17 protein-coding genes are annotated in these 18,208 nt (G+C 73.6%); all 17 read left to right on the plus strand.

Features of this window, described 5'->3' with window-relative positions; genetic code table 11:
* The first annotated feature begins 451 nt into the window (after positions 1 to 451).
* The 17 genes from ABZT17_RS35050 (at position 452) to ABZT17_RS35130 (ending at position 18,193) form a co-directional block, all read left to right on the plus strand.
* Positions 452 to 1,276 (plus strand): hypothetical protein, encoded by an 825-nt coding sequence (locus tag ABZT17_RS35050; protein ID WP_356355082.1) that lies wholly within the window; start codon positions 452 to 454, stop codon positions 1,274 to 1,276.
* Between the two features lie 136 nt (positions 1,277 to 1,412).
* Entirely contained in the window at positions 1,413 to 2,597 is a 1,185-nt protein-coding gene (locus ABZT17_RS35055; protein WP_356355084.1) for a hypothetical protein, read from the plus strand.
* 27 nt (positions 2,598 to 2,624) lie between these two features.
* The gene (locus ABZT17_RS35060; RefSeq protein ID WP_356355086.1) at positions 2,625 to 3,017 is read left to right on the plus strand and encodes a hypothetical protein; all 393 of its coding nucleotides are present in this window, start codon (positions 2,625 to 2,627) and stop codon (positions 3,015 to 3,017) included.
* Between the two features lie 3 nt (positions 3,018 to 3,020).
* Positions 3,021 to 3,332 (plus strand): hypothetical protein, encoded by a 312-nt coding sequence (locus ABZT17_RS35065; protein ID WP_356355088.1) that lies wholly within the window; start codon positions 3,021 to 3,023, stop codon positions 3,330 to 3,332.
* A gap of 24 nt (positions 3,333 to 3,356) precedes the next feature.
* Positions 3,357 to 3,866 (plus strand): hypothetical protein, encoded by a 510-nt coding sequence (locus tag ABZT17_RS35070; protein WP_356355090.1) that lies wholly within the window; start codon positions 3,357 to 3,359, stop codon positions 3,864 to 3,866.
* A 37-nt stretch (positions 3,867 to 3,903) separates the two neighbouring features.
* Positions 3,904 to 4,272, plus strand: a complete 369-nt coding sequence (locus ABZT17_RS35075; RefSeq protein WP_356355092.1) for a hypothetical protein — start codon at positions 3,904 to 3,906, stop codon at positions 4,270 to 4,272.
* A gap of 34 nt (positions 4,273 to 4,306) precedes the next feature.
* The gene (locus tag ABZT17_RS35080; protein WP_356355094.1) at positions 4,307 to 5,956 is read left to right on the plus strand and encodes a hypothetical protein; all 1,650 of its coding nucleotides are present in this window, start codon (positions 4,307 to 4,309) and stop codon (positions 5,954 to 5,956) included.
* Positions 5,956 to 6,270, plus strand: a complete 315-nt coding sequence (locus tag ABZT17_RS35085) for a hypothetical protein (protein WP_356355095.1) — start codon at positions 5,956 to 5,958, stop codon at positions 6,268 to 6,270. The genes ABZT17_RS35080 and ABZT17_RS35085 overlap by 1 nt, the downstream gene beginning before the upstream one ends.
* Positions 6,267 to 6,716, plus strand: coding sequence for a hypothetical protein (locus ABZT17_RS35090; protein WP_356355097.1), 450 nt, complete (start codon positions 6,267 to 6,269; stop codon positions 6,714 to 6,716). The genes ABZT17_RS35085 and ABZT17_RS35090 overlap by 4 nt, the downstream gene beginning before the upstream one ends.
* Positions 6,713 to 8,038, plus strand: a complete 1,326-nt coding sequence (locus ABZT17_RS35095) for a baseplate J/gp47 family protein (protein ID WP_356355099.1) — start codon at positions 6,713 to 6,715, stop codon at positions 8,036 to 8,038. Before ABZT17_RS35090 ends, ABZT17_RS35095 begins: the two co-directional genes overlap by 4 nt.
* A complete protein-coding gene (locus ABZT17_RS35100) occupies positions 8,035 to 11,274 on the plus strand; it encodes a LamG-like jellyroll fold domain-containing protein (protein WP_356355101.1) in 3,240 nt (1,079 codons plus the stop codon). Before ABZT17_RS35095 ends, ABZT17_RS35100 begins: the two co-directional genes overlap by 4 nt.
* On the plus strand, positions 11,271 to 11,891 hold the full coding sequence (locus ABZT17_RS35105) for a hypothetical protein (RefSeq protein ID WP_356355103.1): 621 nt from the start codon (positions 11,271 to 11,273) through the stop codon (positions 11,889 to 11,891). The genes ABZT17_RS35100 and ABZT17_RS35105 overlap by 4 nt, the downstream gene beginning before the upstream one ends.
* A gap of 8 nt (positions 11,892 to 11,899) precedes the next feature.
* Entirely contained in the window at positions 11,900 to 12,541 is a 642-nt protein-coding gene (locus tag ABZT17_RS35110) for a hypothetical protein (protein ID WP_356355105.1), read from the plus strand.
* A gap of 15 nt (positions 12,542 to 12,556) precedes the next feature.
* A complete protein-coding gene (locus ABZT17_RS35115) occupies positions 12,557 to 13,192 on the plus strand; it encodes a hypothetical protein (RefSeq protein WP_356355107.1) in 636 nt (211 codons plus the stop codon).
* Between the two features lie 9 nt (positions 13,193 to 13,201).
* Complete coding sequence (locus tag ABZT17_RS35120) at positions 13,202 to 16,645, plus strand: hypothetical protein (RefSeq protein WP_356355109.1); 3,444 nt, start codon at positions 13,202 to 13,204, stop codon at positions 16,643 to 16,645.
* The gene (locus ABZT17_RS35125; protein ID WP_356355111.1) at positions 16,642 to 16,971 is read left to right on the plus strand and encodes a hypothetical protein; all 330 of its coding nucleotides are present in this window, start codon (positions 16,642 to 16,644) and stop codon (positions 16,969 to 16,971) included. Before ABZT17_RS35120 ends, ABZT17_RS35125 begins: the two co-directional genes overlap by 4 nt.
* A 376-nt stretch (positions 16,972 to 17,347) precedes the next feature.
* Positions 17,348 to 18,193, plus strand: a complete 846-nt coding sequence (locus tag ABZT17_RS35130) for a BTAD domain-containing putative transcriptional regulator (protein WP_356355112.1) — start codon at positions 17,348 to 17,350, stop codon at positions 18,191 to 18,193.
* Positions 18,194 to 18,208: the final 15 nt, after the last annotated feature.

The raw sequence follows: 18,208 nt of genomic DNA on the forward strand, positions 1-18,208 counted from the left end.
GCCGGCTTCCGGCTTCCGGCTCTCCGGCTTCCGGCTTCCGGCCCGCCGGCTTCCGGCTTCCGGCCCGCCGGCTTCCGGCTTCCGGCCCGCCGGCTTCCGGCTTCCGGCTTCCGGCCCCCCGGCCTCCGGCTTCCGGCTTCCGGCTTCCGGCCCCCCGGCCTCCGGCTTCCGGCTTCCGGCTTCCGGCCCCCCGGCCTCCGGCTTCCGGCCCCCCGGCTTCCGGCCCCGACTTCAGCCGCCGTCCCGCAGAGACCGCGCGGCGCACCGTCGGCGCGGCGGGTCGCGGTGGGGTGTGGTGGCGGGTGGAGCTGGTGACGACTGTCCGCGCGGCTGTGGCCGAGGGCCTCGCTGACGTCGTGGTGACGCCCGTGTGACGGCGCCCCTGCGAAGGTGGCGCTGCCGGACGGGCGGGGAGGCACCTCGCCGGGGCCCGGCCGGCAGCGGGGGAGACATGACGGCATTCAGGGACAGGGCGCTGCTCGCGCTGAGCGACCCCGTCGCGCTGGGGGCGCTGCTGTCGCCCACCGGCGCTTCGGGCGACCGGCGCCTGCGCACGATGCTGGCCACGGCCTACGACCTGGCGGCGGTCCGGATCGACACGGTCACCGGGACACGGGTGCGGGAGATCGCCCTGCAACGGCCGCTGTTCCCGACGGCCCGTCAGGACGGGGTGTGGTCACAGATCGTGCCGGCCTACTCCCGCACCGAACTGACGCTGAACGTGCCCGCGCCGGCCCGGCCCGTCTGGATCGACGTGCGCGCCGGCATCGACGTCACCCTGGTGGCCGAAGTCGACCCGGCGGGCGCGGAATCGGTGGTGACCCGGGCGTTCGACGACTTCACCACCTTCGACGAGTTCCGGGCGCGGTTCACGTTCTTCGATCTCGACGCCTTTCTCGCCGAGCACGGGATCAGCACCGTGGCGGAGCTGAAGGACTCCTTCCACTACCTGGTCACGGACATACGGCTGCGTACGCCCCCGCCGTTCGACCCGGGGGACCCGGCCAACACCCACACGCTGCCCCTCACCCTGGCGGCCGTGGTCGTCGATCCCTTCGACCTCGCCGGCGGACTGCGCGCCACCCGGCTCGTACGGGAGGCCGCCCGGTCGCTGACCGTCCCGCCCCCCGCCGGGCTGCCGGCCGAGGCCGGTGAGGCGTACGCGACGGCCGTCGTCCTCGCCGCCGACGGCCTGCCCGACGGTCTGACCGCAGCGGACGTCGAACAACTCTGCGCCGGCGAGGGCGTGGTGAGCCTCTTTCTGCCGGCCGCGTGAGGAAGCCGCGGGGCCGCGACGGCCGCCGGGCGGGCCGGCCCGCGCCGGGCACCGCGACGCACCCGGTACGGCCTCTCCCGCACCCCTGCCCGCCACCGACCCGGCCTGACCGGCCCCACCCTGGAGGAGAACCCTGATGCCCGTTCGGTATATCCGGGTTGACCCGACCGTCAACCTGTTCGCACCGGCCGTCCGCGCCTTCGGCACGATCGCGATCGTGGGCCGGGTGGCGGCCCCCGCCACGACGGCCTCGGCACCGGCGTCGTCCTCGGCAGCGGAGTCGGCACCGGCCGAGAAGACGGCCGCCGCGGCGGCGCCGACGGCCGTGGCGCCGACGCCCGTGGCGTTCAGCAGCCCCGACAAGGCACAGGAGACCTTCCCGGGCGAACTGGGCGACGCGATCGCCCTGGCGTTCGCGCAGACGCCCGGTCCCACCCTGGTCCACGGAGTCCCCGTCGACGCCACCGCACCGGACTGGAAGGGCGCGCTGTCGGTCGTCGCGGGCCTTCAGGCACAGCTCGTCGTCCTCGCCGGCACCCCGGTCGACGCCACCACCAGGGCCCCCCAGGGACCGATCGGCCTGCTCTCGGCCCATGTCACCTCGGTGTCCGGCACGGGTGCCGACGGGATGGAACGGATGGGTGTCGCGATGCTGCCCAAGAGCAGCGTCGACACCAAGGTGATCCTGCCCAACGAGCGGATGGTCTACATCGCGCACAACAGCGACCAGGACGCCGCGGCGGCCGTCGCCGGCACCATCGCCGGCTACGAGCCCTTCGTGTCGCTGCTGCTCAAGCAGGTGAACATCGTCAGCCCGCCGTTCGGCCCCGACGACATCGACACCCTGAACGGGCCGTCGGAGGTGTCCGGATCGGGACCGACCGGAAGCGGCGTCAACTGGCTGGCCAGCCCCGCGCTCATCCCCGGCGACGGCGTGTACATGGGCGAGGGCTACACCGGCGACTCCGGCAGCCCCAAGAAGTACATCGACATCTGCCGCTTCGTCGACCACCTGTCCTTCCTGCTCAAGGCACAGCTCATCGGGTCGATCGGGAACGTGCGTATCAGCAGGTCCGGGCTGCGCGCGCTGATCGCCCAGATGGAGGCGGTCCTCGGCCCCTTCGTCGACGACGGCGTACTCAACGGCTTCGAGATCGTCGTCCCCGTCCTCACCCTCCTGGACAAGGACCCGGCCACGCTCACCGCCGACGAGGCCAACCGGATCCGCACCGCCGAGGCGCAGCGGCTCGTACAGGTGCTGGCCGCCGTCGAGTACGCCGGTGCCGTGCACCGGATGTCCCTCGCCCTGAAGTTCGACTAGGCACGTCCGACCGAGGAAGGCACGCTGATGGCCGACTGGAACACCCGCCTCGAAGTGAAACTCGGGGACTCCACGATCACCCCCATCTCGACGTTCACCCCGACCTTCAACGCGCCGCACACCGTGCTGCACAGCATCGAGGCGGACAACGTCGGGTTCGTCCGCCAACCCGCCACCTTCACGTTCACCATGGGCGTGCCGGCGGTCGCGACGGTGGTCGCCGACCTGACCCAACTGGCCACGGAGGGAACCGAGTTCCAGATCGTCGTGGCCGAGAAGAAGGGCACGGACTGGGCCTTCAACTCGATGAGGTTCGCCCGCTGCGTCGTCACCTCGGCGAACCCCAGCAACGTGGTGATCGACGGCGTCCCGCAGGCGAGCTTCACCTGCCTCGCGCTGTCCGTCGGGGTCGAGGCGTAGCCCGTGGACGGCGAGCCGGACGAGACTCCGGACGGCGTCGAGGGCGTGCCCGGACAGGACGTGTTCCCCGTACCGGGTTTCGCGGCCGGCGGCCGGGTGGAACGCACCGGCATCGCGCTGGTGCACGAGGGCGAGTACATCGTCCCGCAGGCCGGCAGCGAGGCCGTGATCTCGCCGCCGAGCGGGTCGGCGGTCGTCAACTACCACTTCCCGGTCCGGATCGAGATCGTCGGGAACCTGCCCGACGCCGAGGTCCGCCGCGTGGCCGGTCATGTCTTCGACCAGCTCGACCGGGAACTGTCGACCCGGATCTGACGGGTGTGAAGGGGGAGGAACCCGATGGCCGACGCGGCGAACCCACCGGTGCTGGTGGGCCCGGTGCCGTTGCTCTACGTCCAGAGCATGACCGTCAACGAGGGCTACCGCATCGAGCGGATCATGGGCAGCCGGTTCTCCCAGGCCACCCAGCCCACGAACCTGACGATCGCGATCGAGGCGGTCCTGCCCGGCCCGCGCCGGCTGGAACAGAAGAAAGCCCTGGAGGCCCTCGCACTCACCTCACGGCTGCTGGTCGCCGCCGTCGCCCGGGGGGAGTCCGCCGTCGGGATCGCGGTGGTGTCGGGGCTGACCGTCAGCCTGAACATGCAGATCACCGATCTGCGCTTCACCCAGGGCGTGGCCAGACGCGACGCCCTGGACGTGTCGATCGCGCTCCAGCAGATCCCGCCGGCCCTCCCGGCCGCGGTGCTCGGCGAGGTCGGCGACCTCGGCCTCGCCGCCGGCACCGCGGTCGTGCCCACCGGACCGTCCGCCGCCCCCGTCCCCCGAGTCCCGGGCGCCCCGCTGTGAGCCCGCGACCACCCCGTCATGACCAAGGAGGCCGGATATGGCGGCCCTGACCTATCTCACCCTGCCGATCGACCCGGCCGAGGGGTTTCCGCAGGCCTTCCGGCTGGCCCTGGCCGATCGCTCCTACCGGTTGCGGCTCTACGCCAATGTGGCGGAGGACCTTCTGCGCGACGCGCCGGACGGCGTCCTCGACCTGCCGGTCGACGGCGGGTTCCTGGTCCTGTCGGTCGCCCGCGAGGAACCGGCCGGCCTGACGACGATCCTGCTGCGCAAACTGGCGCCCGGAGTGGAGTACCACGCGGCCGAACTGGCCCTGACGTTCCCCACGATGCGGCTGCACCCGCGCAACCTCAACGGGGCCGGATCGTTCGGCTCCCAGGTCGTCGGAGGGGTGGCTCTGCGATGAGCGGACGGGCGGCCCCGCCCCGGGAGGCCACGGCATGAGCTTCGTCATCCGGTACCACGTCGAGATATCGGCCCCCGGCGCACCGGGCGGCCTCGGGCCGGGACTGCCGGTGACCGTGTCCAACGACATACTGGCCGGTTCCCATGTCCTCGACGCCGAGATCACCGTCACGATGACGGAGGGCGCCGCCACCGACACGTTCGAGGTCACGCTGATCAACCTGCCGACGGACGTGACCGACCGGATCCGCGCCGTCCAGGCGACGACCCCGGTCACCGTCTCGATCCGTCTCGGCTACTTCGACGACCCGTCCACCAGGACGGGCGGCACCGGCCCCGTCCTGGTGGGGCGGGTCACCAGGGTCTCCGGGAGCGTCGGCGAGGACGGCTACGCCCGCACGGTCCTGTCCGGGCAGGAGGAGGCCGGCTACCGCCTGCGCAACACATCGGTCGCCCTCGGCAGCCCCGCCGGGACGAGCGCCGAGAAGTTCGCCCGCACCATGGTCACCGAGCTGGGCGTGCAGGTCGCCAAGGGATCGACACTGCCCGGGGACCTGAGCGGCTTCACGGTGCGCAGCGAGACCACGCTGGACGCGCTGCGCATCCTGACCGAGCGGGGCGACGTACCGCTGGTGGTCCGGGACCGTACGGTCTACTTCGGCGCCTCGGTGGGCGCGGCGGGGGACACGGCGCCGGTGGCGCTCGACCCGGACACCAACATCGTATGGCTGGACACGTCCTACGCGGAGGACACCGGCGGCCGGCCGTCCCCGCCGGTGCGGGCCGCGGTGAACCTGGCCGTGCTCGGGCATCCGGGGCTGCGCGTCGGCCAGGTGGCGAAGCTCACCGGACTGTCCGGGGTGCCCGACGGCACCCTGCGGATCTCGCGGGTGGTCCACCGGTTCACCATCGCCGGCGGATACACCTCGGAACTCGGCCTGATCGCGGCCGCCGCCGGAGAACGGGCCCAGGCCACCACCGGCGTCCAGGTGGCGGTGGACCGGCTGCAGGGCATGGTGGACCGGGCCCGCGGCGACCATCCGGCCATCGACGTGGGCGAGGTCACCCGCTACACCGCCGGCGTCGGCAAGCACCTGGCGTCCCTGCACTACGCCCAGGTCCCGGCCCCCGGAGTGGCCGCGCCCAGCGTGGCCAGTCCGGTCGGCACCGGGGCTGACCTGCACGAGAAGCCGATCGCCTCGGCGTTCGCGTTCGACCGCACCGGCCTGGTCGTGCCGGTCTACCCCGGCATGCGGGCACTGCTCGCCCACAACCGGGGTGACGTCAACGACGCGGTACTGGCCGGCTTCCTGTGGCCGGACAACCCCGCGACGCGGCGCCCGGCCAACGAGCCCGGCGACTACTGGCTGGCGCTGCCCACCGGACTCGGCGACGACGGCCGGCCGGCCGGTCCCGGTGCCAACGACCTCACCGACCGGTCCGGCCGCCGAGTGATCCAGACGGCGGGCCTGCACATCCTGGTCGGCGGGGACGCGCTGCCCGAGGTGGGCACCCGGCCGAAGCCGCCCGACGACGACACGATCACCATCGAGCACCACAGCGGTACGACCATCACCGTCGCCGCCGACGGCGCGGTCACCATCAGCACCAACGACCACCCGATCACGCTGACCAACGGCACGGTCGGCCTGCGACTCGACGGTTCCACCGTGGCGGTGTCCTGATGGCCGCCGTCCTCACCGCCGCGGCCACCCTGCAGTGCCCGCACGGCGCACCGCTCCTGGTGGTGCCCGGCGGGCGGCTGCTCACCGTGGACGGCCACCCCGTACTCACCCGGGCCGACCTGCTCGGCGCGACCGTCCCGGCCTGTCCGAGCACACCGCCCTGCGGCCAGGTCGCCTCCGTCGACGCCGGCCTCGCCACGACCCTGCGGGTCGGCGGGGAGCCGGTCGCGCTGGAGACCGCCCGGGGATCGACCCTGGCGGCGTCGCCCTGGCAGGTCGTCTCGGCCGGCCAGACCACACTGGAGGCAACATGACAACGCCGACGTCCCCGGATCCGTTCGGGCGCGGCCTGCGCGTGGACGACGGAGACCTCGTGCTCGACGGCGGGGACCTGGCCGAGGTGAGCGGCATCGCCAATCTCGTCCAGGCCCTGACCCTGCGGGTCCTGACGCCCCTCGGCTCCGACCGGTTCGACACCGGTTACGGGCTGGACGTCACACGGGCGTTCACCGAACCCAACAGCGCCCGCATGGTCAAGGAACTCCTGAAGCTGGACCTGATCGCCACGCTGGGCACGGACCCGCGGGTCAGCGCGGTGGGCCGGATCACCTTCGACGACGATCCCGCACGGCTGGCGGCCGGTCCCGGCGCGGTGGCCGAGGCCCGGGCCGCCCGCGTCCACCGCGCCTGGCGGGTCGAGGCCGACCTGGAGACGGTGGCCGAGGTACCGGTCACGCTGCGTGTGAACGTGGAGGTATGACGACCGTGACCGACTACGGGGTGACCGCCGACGGGTTCGTGCTCAAGCCTCTCGACGTGATTCTCAGCGAGTCCTTCGAACGGGCCAGGGCGGTGTTCCCCGGCGCGGACCTGACCGGCACCAGCGCACTGCGCAAGCTCCTGGAGACGGCCGCCGCCGAGGACGGCGAACTGTGGAAGCGCCTGGAGGACCTCTACTACGCCAACTTCCTGTCGACGGCGGCCGGTGACGCCCTCAGCCTGCTCGGCGAGGAGACCGGCCTGGAACGCGCGGCCCTGGCGAGCACCGGCACGGTCCACGTCACGCTGGAGAACGGGCTGGAGGGCCGGACGTACGTACTGCCCGAAGGGGCCGTCCTGGTGACCGCCGCGACCGGCACCGACCCCGTCCGGGCGTTCGGCACCGTCGCCGCGGTCCGGCTCGACCGCGACCACCCCGGCGCCGACGTGGACGTGGTGGCGTTCGAGCCGGGACCGGACGGGGACGTCGGGCACGAGACCATCACCGGCATCGACCCGGCGTACCGGTCCGTCTATCTGTCCGACCTGGGGGCCGCCGACTTCACCGTGACCAATCCCGCCGGGACGAGCGGCGGCACCGGACGCGAACCGGACGCGGCCTACCGCGGCAGACTCCTCGGCCTGGCCCGCAACCTGTGGACGGTGGAATCCGTGGCGCAGGCGGCCCTGGGAGTCGGCGGCGTCCTCGACGTCGTCGTGTCCGACCCGCTCGGCGGCGTCGACGTGTCACAGAGCTACTTCGACCTGTTCAATTTCGACCAGCGGGCGTTCAGCAGCGAACGCCGCGTCGGGCAGCCGTACTTCTTCACGGTCGTGGTGGCGCACGACTTCCGTTGGCCGTGGAACACCACCGGTCCGGTGCCCGGCGTCTTCGAGCGGGTCGGCGCCGCGGTCGACGCGGTCCGGCCGATCGGCGTGCACGCCGACATCGTCGAGGCCGACCACATCGAGGTGGGGGTGCGGGCGACCCTCGTGGTCGTGCCCGGTTCGGACCACACCGCACTGCTGTCCGCGGTCCGCCGCCGGCTGGCGGCGGACATCGCGGGGCTCCGTCTGGGCGGCGACGTCCTGTACGCGCGGGTGGTGAGCGCGTTCGTCGAGCAGCCGGGCGTGCTCGACGTACAGGGGCTGCGTCTGCGCAGGGTCCCGGCCGCGTTCGGCCGGATCACCTTCGGCGACGTGCCGTTCCAGCGCGTGATCGCGGAGACCGCGGTGGGCGAGAACCTGGTCATGGGCCCGACCGAACTGGCGGTCTTCGCGCCCGACGGGGACTCCTTCGACGTCACGGTGGTGACGGGATGACCGACCCGGCCGCGCCCTCGGCGCCCGCGCTCGCCGCCGCCCGGATGGCGGCCCGGCTGACCCCGCCGTTCGCCCGCGGAGCGGACACGCTCGCACTGCGCCTGCTGCCCCTCGACAGCTCCCGGGCCACGGTGGACCCCTACGACTTCACCCGCCACGAGGCCCGCTTCGGCGTGCCGCCCGAGCCGCGCTACGTGGTCGTCACCACCCGGGACATCGACGTCGACACCACCCTGACGGTGACCCACGAGGAACCTGGCGCCGCCTCCGAGGACACCCGGCTGACCGTGCCCGCCAAAACGGTGGCCGGGACCTCGTTCCTGCTCGACGCGCCCCGGTCCGCGACCGCCCGGCTGGTCCTGCTGACCATGGGGACGTCGCCGTTCGACAACCGGCCCCAGGACTGCTGGACCCTGACCGCGCTGCTCGGCACCACGGCCAAGCTGCTGTGGGCGACGGGCGCCGAACGCGACGAGTTGCGCCGGCACGCGGTCAGGACCCTGGCACAGCGGCATCTGCCGTCCGCGCTCGGGCCGAGCCTCGACCTGATCGGCGCCGACCTCGGGGTGCCGCGCTTCCCGCCGCTGCCGCACGGCTTCGACGACGACACCGTGGCGCTCTACCACCTGGACGACACCGCGGGCTCCACCCCGCAGGTGGCGGACGCCACCGCCGCGCACCCGGGCCGCTTCACCGGGCATCCGGGCACGCTCAGCGGCCCCGTGCAACTGGGCGTGCCCGGCAGGTACGGCCGGGCCATGGCGTTCCGGGCGGACGGAGCGGCGGTCCTCGTCCCGGCCGGCCCCGACTTCGACATCGGCGACGAGGTGTGGGCCGGTGCGACCGTCGAGTGCTTCGTGCGCCCCGACCCCGCCCCGGATCCACGGCCCGAGCCACCGTCCGACCCCGCACCCCAGGACGGACCCGTGCTCAGCCGGCGCGCCGCGCCCGACGGACCGGGCCCCGGCTGGGCGCTGTCCATCGGCGACTTCGGCCGCGGACTCGCCCGCAACGTCCGGTTCACCATCGGCGACGGCGACCCGCACCACGATCTGACCCTGTTCGCGGACACCACCCTGCCCACCGACGCGTTCACCCATGTCGCCGCCGTCCTCGACCGGATCACCGGCCGCCTGGGGCTGTTCCTGGACGGGCGGCTGCGCGACTGGCGCTACGTCTACCCGCTCGGCCCGGTCGCGAGCCCCGCCCCGCTGATGATCGGTTCGGTCCTGCCCGGCGGCTTCCGCGGGGTCGTCGACGAGGTACGGATCAGCTCCGCGGCGCGGGCGGACTTCGCGCCCGTCCTCGGCGAGGGCGACGACCACTACCGCCGCCGGCTGGAGCTCTTCCGCCGCTGGACGCTGCCCACCCCGGCCAACCTCACCGGCCTCCTCAACCGGCTCACCGGGCCCATCGCCGGGCGGAGCGACGCGCTGGTGGTCGACGACACCGACGCGACCCTGGTCCGCGGCACCCGGCTGGTCCGCGTCCGCCCGTACTCCCTGCTGCCGGGGGAGAGCGTCGACGCGGCCGGACGGCGCCGGACGACCGAGGCCTCCGTGGTGGGAGGCCCCGGCCAGGAGGACACCTTCGACCCGGCCTATCTGCTGCGCTACGACCGCACGGACGTGGACTTCACCCCGCCGCCGGCCGGGACCGCGCCGGCCGACCCGCACCTGATGCAGGTCGGCGTGGCCGAGTGCCTGGACACGCTGGTCACCCTGGTCGGCGGCGAGACGACCCCACCGGGACGCCTGCTGATCGGCGCCGCCTACGATCCCGCGGCGGCCGATCTGCGGGCCACGGGCCGCGCGGTGCTGCTCGGGCACAGCTCGGTGGCCACGGGGCGGCTCGCGGCACTCGCCCACCGGGCGGGCTTCGACTACGTCGTCCACCGCGCCGACACCCGGGAGGTCTACGCCGCCACCGCCCTCGGCGACTACTTCCGGATCGACCTGACCCCGGCCGGCACCGCGGTGCCGGACCAGGAAGCGGCCGGCACGGGTGACGCAGGCATCGATCCCGCCGACCTGGGCACCGGCACCCCGCTGACGCTGTCCCTGCGGCCCCCGCCCCCGCCGGACGCCTTCCTGACCTGGCTGGTGGTGCCCGGGGGCGCCGGGCGGGGCACGCTGACCCCGCTGAGCGACGCCGGAGCACGGCACCGCACCGCCTCCCTCACGGCCACCGCGCCCGGCCGGCTGATCGTCAAGGCCGACGTGGCACGGGGCAGACACACCGTCACGGCGTCGGCGACCCGGGTCCTGCGCGTCGGACTGCCCGGCCTGGACGCCGGCGCCACGGTCGCCGCCGACGGGACCCCCGGCGCGCCCGCCTCCGTCGTGGAGCGCCCGGGAACCTACTTCCACCAGGCCTTCCTGCTGCGCCACGCCGATCCCCGGGTCGACTACGCCGGCGACGACGCCCACCGGATGCAGCCCGCGGTCGCCGAGGTCCTGGACGCCCTGCTGGCCGAACTGGCCCGCAGGGGGACCGGGGGCCGGCTCGCGGTGACCGCCGCCTTCGACGACAGCGGCGACCCGCCCGACCCGGCCGCCGCCCAGGGACGCAGACTCGTCCTGCGGCACACCGTGCTGGACCCCTCGGCGCTGGCCCGCGTGGCGTTCGCGGTGGACTCGGGCCACCTGAGCAACAGCGGTGACAGCCTGGAGATCCGCCGGCCGCCCGGACAACTCGTCCAGGTGCGCGGGACGGCCACCGCGGACCCGGGCGCGGTCGTCGAACTGGACGAGGGGTGCACCGTCGACCTCACCGCGAGCCCCGCCCCCGCCGACCTGGCCGCCGCGGGCCTCTTCGGCCGGATGCCGGGGGAGGAGCCGCGCCTGGCCTGGGCGTCGGGAACCTACGACACGGCCGCGATCACCGTGGGCTCCAGCACCTTGCGGACCGTCACCCTGCGGGCCGACGCCGCCGGCATGGCCTGGGTGCAGGCGAGCTACCTGCTCGGCGGCCGGCCCGTCCCGTACACCTTCCAGGTACGGCTGCGGCCGGAGCTGGACGTCCCGGCGACGGTCGTCACCAAGGACCAGCACGACCTGATCATGAACTGCCTCAATGTGCTGCACCCCGTCGGCGTGGAGGTCGACACCACGGCGATCCGCGCGCACGTGGTCGAACTCCAGGGCGACCTGGCACAGGCCAACCCCGACTACACGTATCCGAGGTTCCGTGTCCGCGGCCCACTGCCGCCCCGAGTGAGAAGGCCCACCGCATGACCGACATCGTCTTCAACCCCACCTTCACGCACACGGAGTTCGTGGACGGTCCGGACGGCGACCGGGTCAGGGCGGACGAACCCAACGGCCTCAACAAGCGGTTCACCGCCATCGAGAGCGATCTGCGCCGGCTGTCGGGAGTCGTCGACGAGATCGCCGTCGCGGTGGCGCAGCGGGGGACCGGGCCGGTCACGCACCTGCTCGACCTGCCGCCGAGGCTGCTGCCGGTCGTCGACGGCCCCATCACCCCCGCTTCCTGGCGGATCACCGCCGGGGGCGCGGCCCAGGCGGTCGGCAACGGGGTGTCGGGCGTGATGGAGATGGCGCTCCCCGACAACGTCCAGCTGGTCTCGTTCCGCGCCAGGGGCCGCGGCGGCACCGGCTCCGTGGGGACGGCGGCCGTCACTCTGGTGCGGACCTCCATCCTCGACGCCCCCGAGGACACCCTGGCCTCGGTCTCCGGCGACAGCGACCCGTTCGACCGGACCCAGCACATCGACCTGTCCCTGGCCACCACCTCGACCGCGACGTTCCGCTACCTCGTCCGGGCCACCGTCGCCTCCACCACCGCTCCGGTGACCATCGCCGGCTTCCAGATCGTCTACACCACCAGCTAGGAGTCAACGTGGCCGACATCAGCTACGTCCCGACGTTCCGTCATGTCCTGTGGCAGGACCGCAGGGACCGGGTGGGGGCGGCGGGCCCGAACGGCTGCAACGGACGCTTCAACGCGATCGCGAGCGACCTGCGCCTGCTGTCCAGGGTGGTGGGCGACATCGGCGCCGCGATCGACGCGTCGAACGCCCCGCCGGCACCGCGCCCCCGGCGGCTCAGCTTCACCCCGGTCCTGCGGACCACCGCGTCCTCGACGGGCGAGTGGTCCTACGACGCCGAGGGCACCGCCGCCACCTTCGGCGGCGAGGCGATCGGTGTGGCCAACCTGACCCTGCCCGACGGGTTCCGGCTGTCGTCCGCGCGGGTCGTGGGCAGTCTGTCGACGAACTCCTTCGGAGCCGGCGGGGGCAGCATCTCGCTGCTGCGCACCCCTCTCCGGCTGGTCGTCCCGCCGCCGGCTCCCGAGGTGGTGGGCGAGGTCCAGAGCCTGCCGTTCCGCGGGGCCTTCGACACCCAGATGGCGCTCACCGCCTCGCGCACCCTGATCGACACCAGCGTCTTCCGCTACTTCTTCCTGGCGAGCCACATCACCATCACCTTCGGCGGCATGTCGATCGCGGCCCTCGATCTCACCTTCGTACCGTCGCCCTGACCGGAAGGGACACCCGTGACCGACCTCAGCTACACCCCCACGTTCGAGCCGACCGACTGGATCGACAACGTCAGCCTCATCACCGCCGACGGCCCGGACGGTTTCAATGTGCGCTTCGACGCGATCCAGGGCGACCTGCACCGGGCGGCCACCGTGATCACCGAGATCGACGCCGCGCTCGCCCAGCCCGTCGGCGTACCGACCGGCCGGCACCTGCTCACCCCCGGCCTCGACCTGGTCCCGGTGCCGGGAGCGGGCAACGGGTGGACCTACGACGAGACCGGTACGGCACACCCGGCCGTCGGCGGCGACGACAGCGTCGCGGTGATGGGCCTCAGCCTCCCGGGAAACACCAACCTGCTCTCGTTCCGCATCATCGGCCTCTGCTACGGCGCCCCGGGCAAGTTCCGCATCGCCTTGATCAGGACCCCGCTGGCCGACGCCGGCGGCACCCCCGACCAGCTGGCCGAGATCGACAACTTCACGTCCACCGTCACCAACCCGTTCGACATCACCGTGTCCGTCGACCCCGCGTTCTCCGCCGTCGACCCGGAGACGTACCGCTACTGCGTCGTGGCCACGGGGCGGGACATCCAGACGGACGACGTCGTCGGTCTGACGACCGTCCAGCTCGCCTACACCGCGGCCTGAGCGGGCGCCGTGCGCATCGACTGCCATGTCCCGATCACCCTGCGGATCATCGGGGTGCCCACCGACGAGCAACTGGCGGCGGCCGGCCGGGCGCTGACCCGCGCGGTGGCCGCCCGGCTCGCCGAGGCCGAACGCCTTCTCGCCCACCGGCACGGCCACCACGGTGCCGCGTCCGTGGAGGTCCGCGAGGCCTACGACCCGGCCCGCGAGGTCCACGGCGGGTACGCCGTCCCCTCCTTCGGGCACGGCGGCGAGCCGGTGGCGGTGCCGACCCGGCGGCCCGCGGCGCGCCGGTTCCGGGTGCGGCTGCGGCGGCCGATGTCACCACCGCAGCTGCTGCGGGAGTTCGTCCGGCAGTACTACCGGGCCACGGACGAGCACGAGGTGGACCGGCTGCTTCCGCTGTGGCGCTGGCAGGTCCCGCCCGGGCCCTCGGCCACCGCCGAGGACGCGCGCCTCGGCTTCCACGAACTGCACGTCACCGACGTCACCGAGTTGGGGCTGGAACGGCTGTCCGCGGCCGAGCGGGCCGACATCAACGCGGCGGCCGACGACCGGTTCCGGCGGGACAACCACCTCGCGCCGGACGCGATGCTCGGCACCGGCCCGCAGGACGCCGTCCTGCGCGCCCGCTGGATCGCCGCGCGGGCCGAGGTCCTGCGCGAGCACGACCTGCGCCGGGTGGTCGCCGCCCTGCCCGAGGACGTCAGGAGGATCCTCTTCGCGGGCGGCCGGGCAACGACCCTGGACGACTACGAGCCCCTGCTGCGCCTCGCACGAAAGCTGAGCGGTCTGACGCCGGCCCAGCGCGCGGGCTATCTGGCCGGGGTGGAGGCGTCGACGACCGACTGGGCCGAACTGGACGCCTCCGTCGAGCGGTACCTGGCGGCCGAGCGCGCACGCGCGTCCGCCGCGCGCCGCACCGCCGCCGCGAAGAGCACGCTCGACGGATGCGAGGACCTGTACCTGCTCTGGCGCCGCAGGAACGAACTGCGGGCACAGACGGCGTACGTCGACGACGGCGCGGCCTTCTCCGGATACTCGGCCGACGTCGGCGAACTGTTCGACACCGAGGCCCAGCTCCGGGAGGCCCTGGCACGCCACCGGTTCGCCGACGAACGGGCGTTCGTCGAGGCGATGGAGACCTACCGGCTCCGCTTCCGGGACGAGGCGGTCATCCTCGGGACCGACATCCTCGCCGTCTACGACCGTCTGCTCCACCGGGAGCAGGCCGAGCTGCGGGACATCGCCCACGTCCGCGCGATCGTCACCGGCATCGCGGGGACCACCGCCCGAGCCGACTACGAGGCGGCCTGGGAGCAGCAGGACCGGGCCGTGCTGCTCCACGGCGACGAATCGGACCTCTCCATGGCGCGGGTCCGCTCCCTGCGTGCCTCCGCCGACCGGGCCGTGGTGGTCGGCTCCGGCGGCAACCTGCTCGTGGACCCGGGCCGGCTCGGGCGGGGCACCGACCTTGAGGAGCTCGCGCGGCTCGACGTGCCCGCGGCCCAGCGCCACCTGCTCGGCCTCGCCGAGCAGCGGCTCTCGGAGACGGCGACGGCCCGTCACGAGCTGACCCACCACCCCGAAAGCGTCTTCGGCGAGCCGAAGCTCATCGAGGCGGCGAAGGAGCGTCACGGGGTGCGGGACAACACCGTCTACGCCTGGATCATCCGCGACTACGAGCCGCCGACGCACACCCTCGCCCTCGCCCTGCTCGCCCTGGTCCTCGCGGCACTCGTGCCCGTCGGCGGTGAGATCGCCATGGCCGCTCTCCTCGCGAACACCGCGCTCAGCACCTACCAGGTCGTGGAGGCGATCGACGACTACCGGCAGCAGACCGTCGCGTACCGGCTGGCGTTCCTCGACGACGAGCCCTCGCTCGGCTGGGTGATGGTCGCCGTCGCGGCGGCGGCCCTCGACCTGCACACCACGGTCGGCGAGTTGCTGAAGGGGTCGGCGCAGGGCCTGGACCGGCTCGCGGCGCCACTGCGCGAGTTCGCCGCCGCCACCGACGCCGGGACGGCCGCCGCGCGGCTCGGCGCGCTCACCGACATGATCGACACGGTCCACGGACTCGAAGGAGAGCTGCGCAAGGCGCTCAAGACGCATGCGGCGGCGGCGCTCGATCTCCGGCGGGCCGCCGGCCGCGTCCTGTCCGGCGCGGATCCGACCGTACCGTTCAAGATGCTGTACCACGCGGTCAGGACCGGTGCGAGGCAGTTCGCCCAGCTCCGCACGGACGCGCGGCTGCTCGCCCTCATGGGCGATGTGACGGGCCTGAGCGGTGTCGAGCGGGAGGAACTGAAGTTGGCGTTCCAGCGAGTCAAAGAGGTCGTCGACCTCGGAACGCGGCGCGAGATGGACGAAGCGACCCTTCTGGGCTACGTCGACCGGCTGGCCGCCGAGCGGTCCATCGGCAAGGGCGCGTTCGAGGAACTCCTGGAGGACATGCGGGCCTGGCGCTCCGCGACGGACCGACAGGCCGAGGCCGAGGCCGAGCGGAAGGCGGCGCAGTCCCTCGGCGGGCCGACGAAGCCCGGGACGGAGAAACCGAAGGCCGGCCGGGGGCCGAAGCGTACGGAGGCGGTTCCCGCCGATGGCACGGCGCCCCGCTGGAGGACTGTCCGGGAACTCGAGCGGGCCGCCGCGAAGGACCCGGAGGCGGGACAGGCCAAAGCCTGGTACGACAAAGCGAGCGACAGGCAACTGCACGATCGGGAGGCCCACGACCCGATCGCCAAGGAGCTCCTCGACAAAAGGTATGGGGGAGAGGACAGGCCCTACCGGCCCGACCGGCCGACCGACCTCGCGATGCAGGACCGGCTCCGTGGGGACCTGCACGAGGCGCGCCAGGCGGTGGAGACGGAGCGCCGACGCCTGGAGGAGGCCGGCCTGCGCCGCCGTTCCCCGCAGGCCGAGCGCAGACGCCGGGAGAAGGAGGGCCTGATCCGCCCCACACCCCGCGAGCGTGCCTGGCCGAGAGTGAAGACCAAGGTGGGCGAGCAGAGCGTGCAGCCGACCGCCAAGGCCGAGGCGGGATACGAGGGGTCGATCGCGGTCGCCCGGTCGGACATCTCCGCCCTCAAGGACGAGCGCTTCAGCGATGGATCGCCCCGGGCCCTCGGCTCCTACGACCCCGCCCATGAGATCAGGCCGGCGGACAACGTCGTTCCTCACGCGCACGGGCACGCGGAGGAAGCCCTCGCTCAGCGGCTGGACGAGCGTCTGAGCCGTCTGACGGACGCCGAACGGGAGGCCGCGCAGGGGCGGACCGTGTACATCCGCGTCGACCAGGAGGTCTGCTCGATCTGCGCGGCCGGAGTGCGCGACGGGTCCCGGGCGGGGGTGCTGCTCCAGCTGAGCGCGCGCCATCCCGGCATCTTCTTCGAGGTCACCGCCGACGACACCAGCACGGTCTATCGACTGCTCGAGGGGAAGAGGGTGCCATGAGCGCCGGACGGACGCACACCACGGCCCCGGGCTCCGAGGCACCGCGACGGTGCTACCACCTGCCCACCGACATCACCGTGCCGGACGGCCTGCCCGCCCGGGACGCCCAGGCGCTGCGGGAGCTGATCGTGGCCGCCGTCCGCGCCGCGGTGCGGGACACCGCCCCGGGAGGGACACCGGCCCCCGCGGCCGACTCCCGCCCCGAGCCACGCGAGCGCGTCGGACAGGACAGGGCCACACCACCGGAAGCGGCCGGCACACGGCTCGCCCGCCCGGCGCCCGTCTCCGGCCTCCGGACGCCGGAGCCCGATCCGGAGAACCTCTGACGGGGCGTCCGTCGAGCCGCCCGGGGTCACGGTCCCATGCGGCGGCCACACCCGCCCCTGCCGGTCCGATGAGCGGAACCGCGCGGGCACACGGCTCGCCCGCCCGGCGCCCGTCTCCGGCCTCCGGACGCCGGAGCCCGATCCGGAGAACCTCTGACGGGTCGTCCGTCGAGCCGCCCGGGGTCACGGCCCCGTGCGGCGGCCACACCCGCCCACCCGCCCCTGCCGGTCCGATGAGCGGAACCGCGCGTGACAGACCCCGGTGTGCCCTCGCAGGCTGATCGCCCCGGGCGGCCGCGAACGCCGGCCCGGGCACCCGCCGAGCGCTCGGCGGGCGGCGGCACACCGGGGAAACGGGGACGGGGATGGGACGGGGATGGGCCACAGCGAACTGACCGCGCAACCACGAAGACGGCACCCGGCACCACAGACCCCGGCACCACAGACGCCGGCACCGCGAACCCCGGCGCTCGCCAGGCTGCGGCTGTTCGGCGCGTTCGGGCTGGAGGACGCCGGCGGGAGCATCCCCGTTCCGGCGAACGAGCAGCGGCTGTTGGCCTATCTCGGGCTGCACCGGCGTGCGCCCCGTTCGGTGGTCGCCGGGACCCTGTGGCCGGACGTCACCGAGGAACACGCGCAGGGCAGTCTGCGCACGACACTCTGGCGGCTGCGCCGCACGCCCCACCCGGCGATCGGCAGCGACGGCGACATCCTCCGTCTCGCCGACGGAGTCCACGTCGACGTCGACGACTTCACCGGGGCCGCCCTGCGCCTGGCCGGCCCCGCGCACGAGACGGACGGGACGCCGCCCCCGCTCGGCCTCCTGGACAGAGGCGAACTGCTCCCGGGGTGGGACGAGGAGTGGATCTGCTTCGAGCGCGAGCGGCTGCGCCAACTCCGTCTGCACGCGCTCGAATCGCTGAGCGCCTGGCACATCCGGCGCGGCAGCTACGCCCTCGCGCTGGAGGCCGCGCTCACCTGTGTGGCGATCGAACCCCTGCGCGAGAGCGCCCACCATGCGGTGGTCAGCGTCCACCTGGCCGAGCACAACGTCGTAGAGGCGATGCGGCACTACGAGGTGTTCAGGCGGTTGCTCCGCGACGAACTGGGCATCGAGCCCTCGACGCACTTGGCCGCCAAGTTCCCCCACCGGCCCGAGGGAGGTGCACGAGGACCGTCGCCCCTGGCCGCGCCGCCCGAGCGGCACGACCGTCCCGGGTGACGGGGCCGGCACCCG

It is taken from the genome of Streptomyces sp. NPDC005648, assembly GCF_040605395.1.
Taxonomy (GTDB): Bacteria; Actinomycetota; Actinomycetes; order Streptomycetales; family Streptomycetaceae; genus Streptomyces.

What these genes read in the sequence shown, in the direction of transcription:
- ABZT17_RS35085 (WP_356355095.1), top strand. Translation starts at nt 5,956, where the DNA reads ATGGCCGCCGTCCTCACCGCCGCGGCCACCCTGCAGTGCCCGCACGGC.
- ABZT17_RS35075 (WP_356355092.1), top strand. Translation starts at nt 3,904, where the DNA reads ATGGCGGCCCTGACCTATCTCACCCTGCCGATCGACCCGGCCGAGGGG.
- ABZT17_RS35060 (WP_356355086.1), top strand. Translation starts at nt 2,625, where the DNA reads ATGGCCGACTGGAACACCCGCCTCGAAGTGAAACTCGGGGACTCCACG.
- ABZT17_RS35090 (WP_356355097.1), top strand. Translation starts at nt 6,267, where the DNA reads ATGACAACGCCGACGTCCCCGGATCCGTTCGGGCGCGGCCTGCGCGTG.
- ABZT17_RS35055 (WP_356355084.1), top strand. Translation starts at nt 1,413, where the DNA reads ATGCCCGTTCGGTATATCCGGGTTGACCCGACCGTCAACCTGTTCGCA.
- ABZT17_RS35125 (WP_356355111.1), top strand. Translation starts at nt 16,642, where the DNA reads ATGAGCGCCGGACGGACGCACACCACGGCCCCGGGCTCCGAGGCACCG.
- ABZT17_RS35095 (WP_356355099.1), top strand. Translation starts at nt 6,713, where the DNA reads ATGACGACCGTGACCGACTACGGGGTGACCGCCGACGGGTTCGTGCTC.
- ABZT17_RS35070 (WP_356355090.1), top strand. Translation starts at nt 3,357, where the DNA reads ATGGCCGACGCGGCGAACCCACCGGTGCTGGTGGGCCCGGTGCCGTTG.
- ABZT17_RS35105 (WP_356355103.1), top strand. Translation starts at nt 11,271, where the DNA reads ATGACCGACATCGTCTTCAACCCCACCTTCACGCACACGGAGTTCGTG.
- ABZT17_RS35050 (WP_356355082.1), top strand. Translation starts at nt 452, where the DNA reads ATGACGGCATTCAGGGACAGGGCGCTGCTCGCGCTGAGCGACCCCGTC.
- ABZT17_RS35100 (WP_356355101.1), top strand. Translation starts at nt 8,035, where the DNA reads ATGACCGACCCGGCCGCGCCCTCGGCGCCCGCGCTCGCCGCCGCCCGG.
- ABZT17_RS35080 (WP_356355094.1), top strand. Translation starts at nt 4,307, where the DNA reads ATGAGCTTCGTCATCCGGTACCACGTCGAGATATCGGCCCCCGGCGCA.
- ABZT17_RS35130 (WP_356355112.1), top strand. Translation starts at nt 17,348, where the DNA reads ATGGGCCACAGCGAACTGACCGCGCAACCACGAAGACGGCACCCGGCA.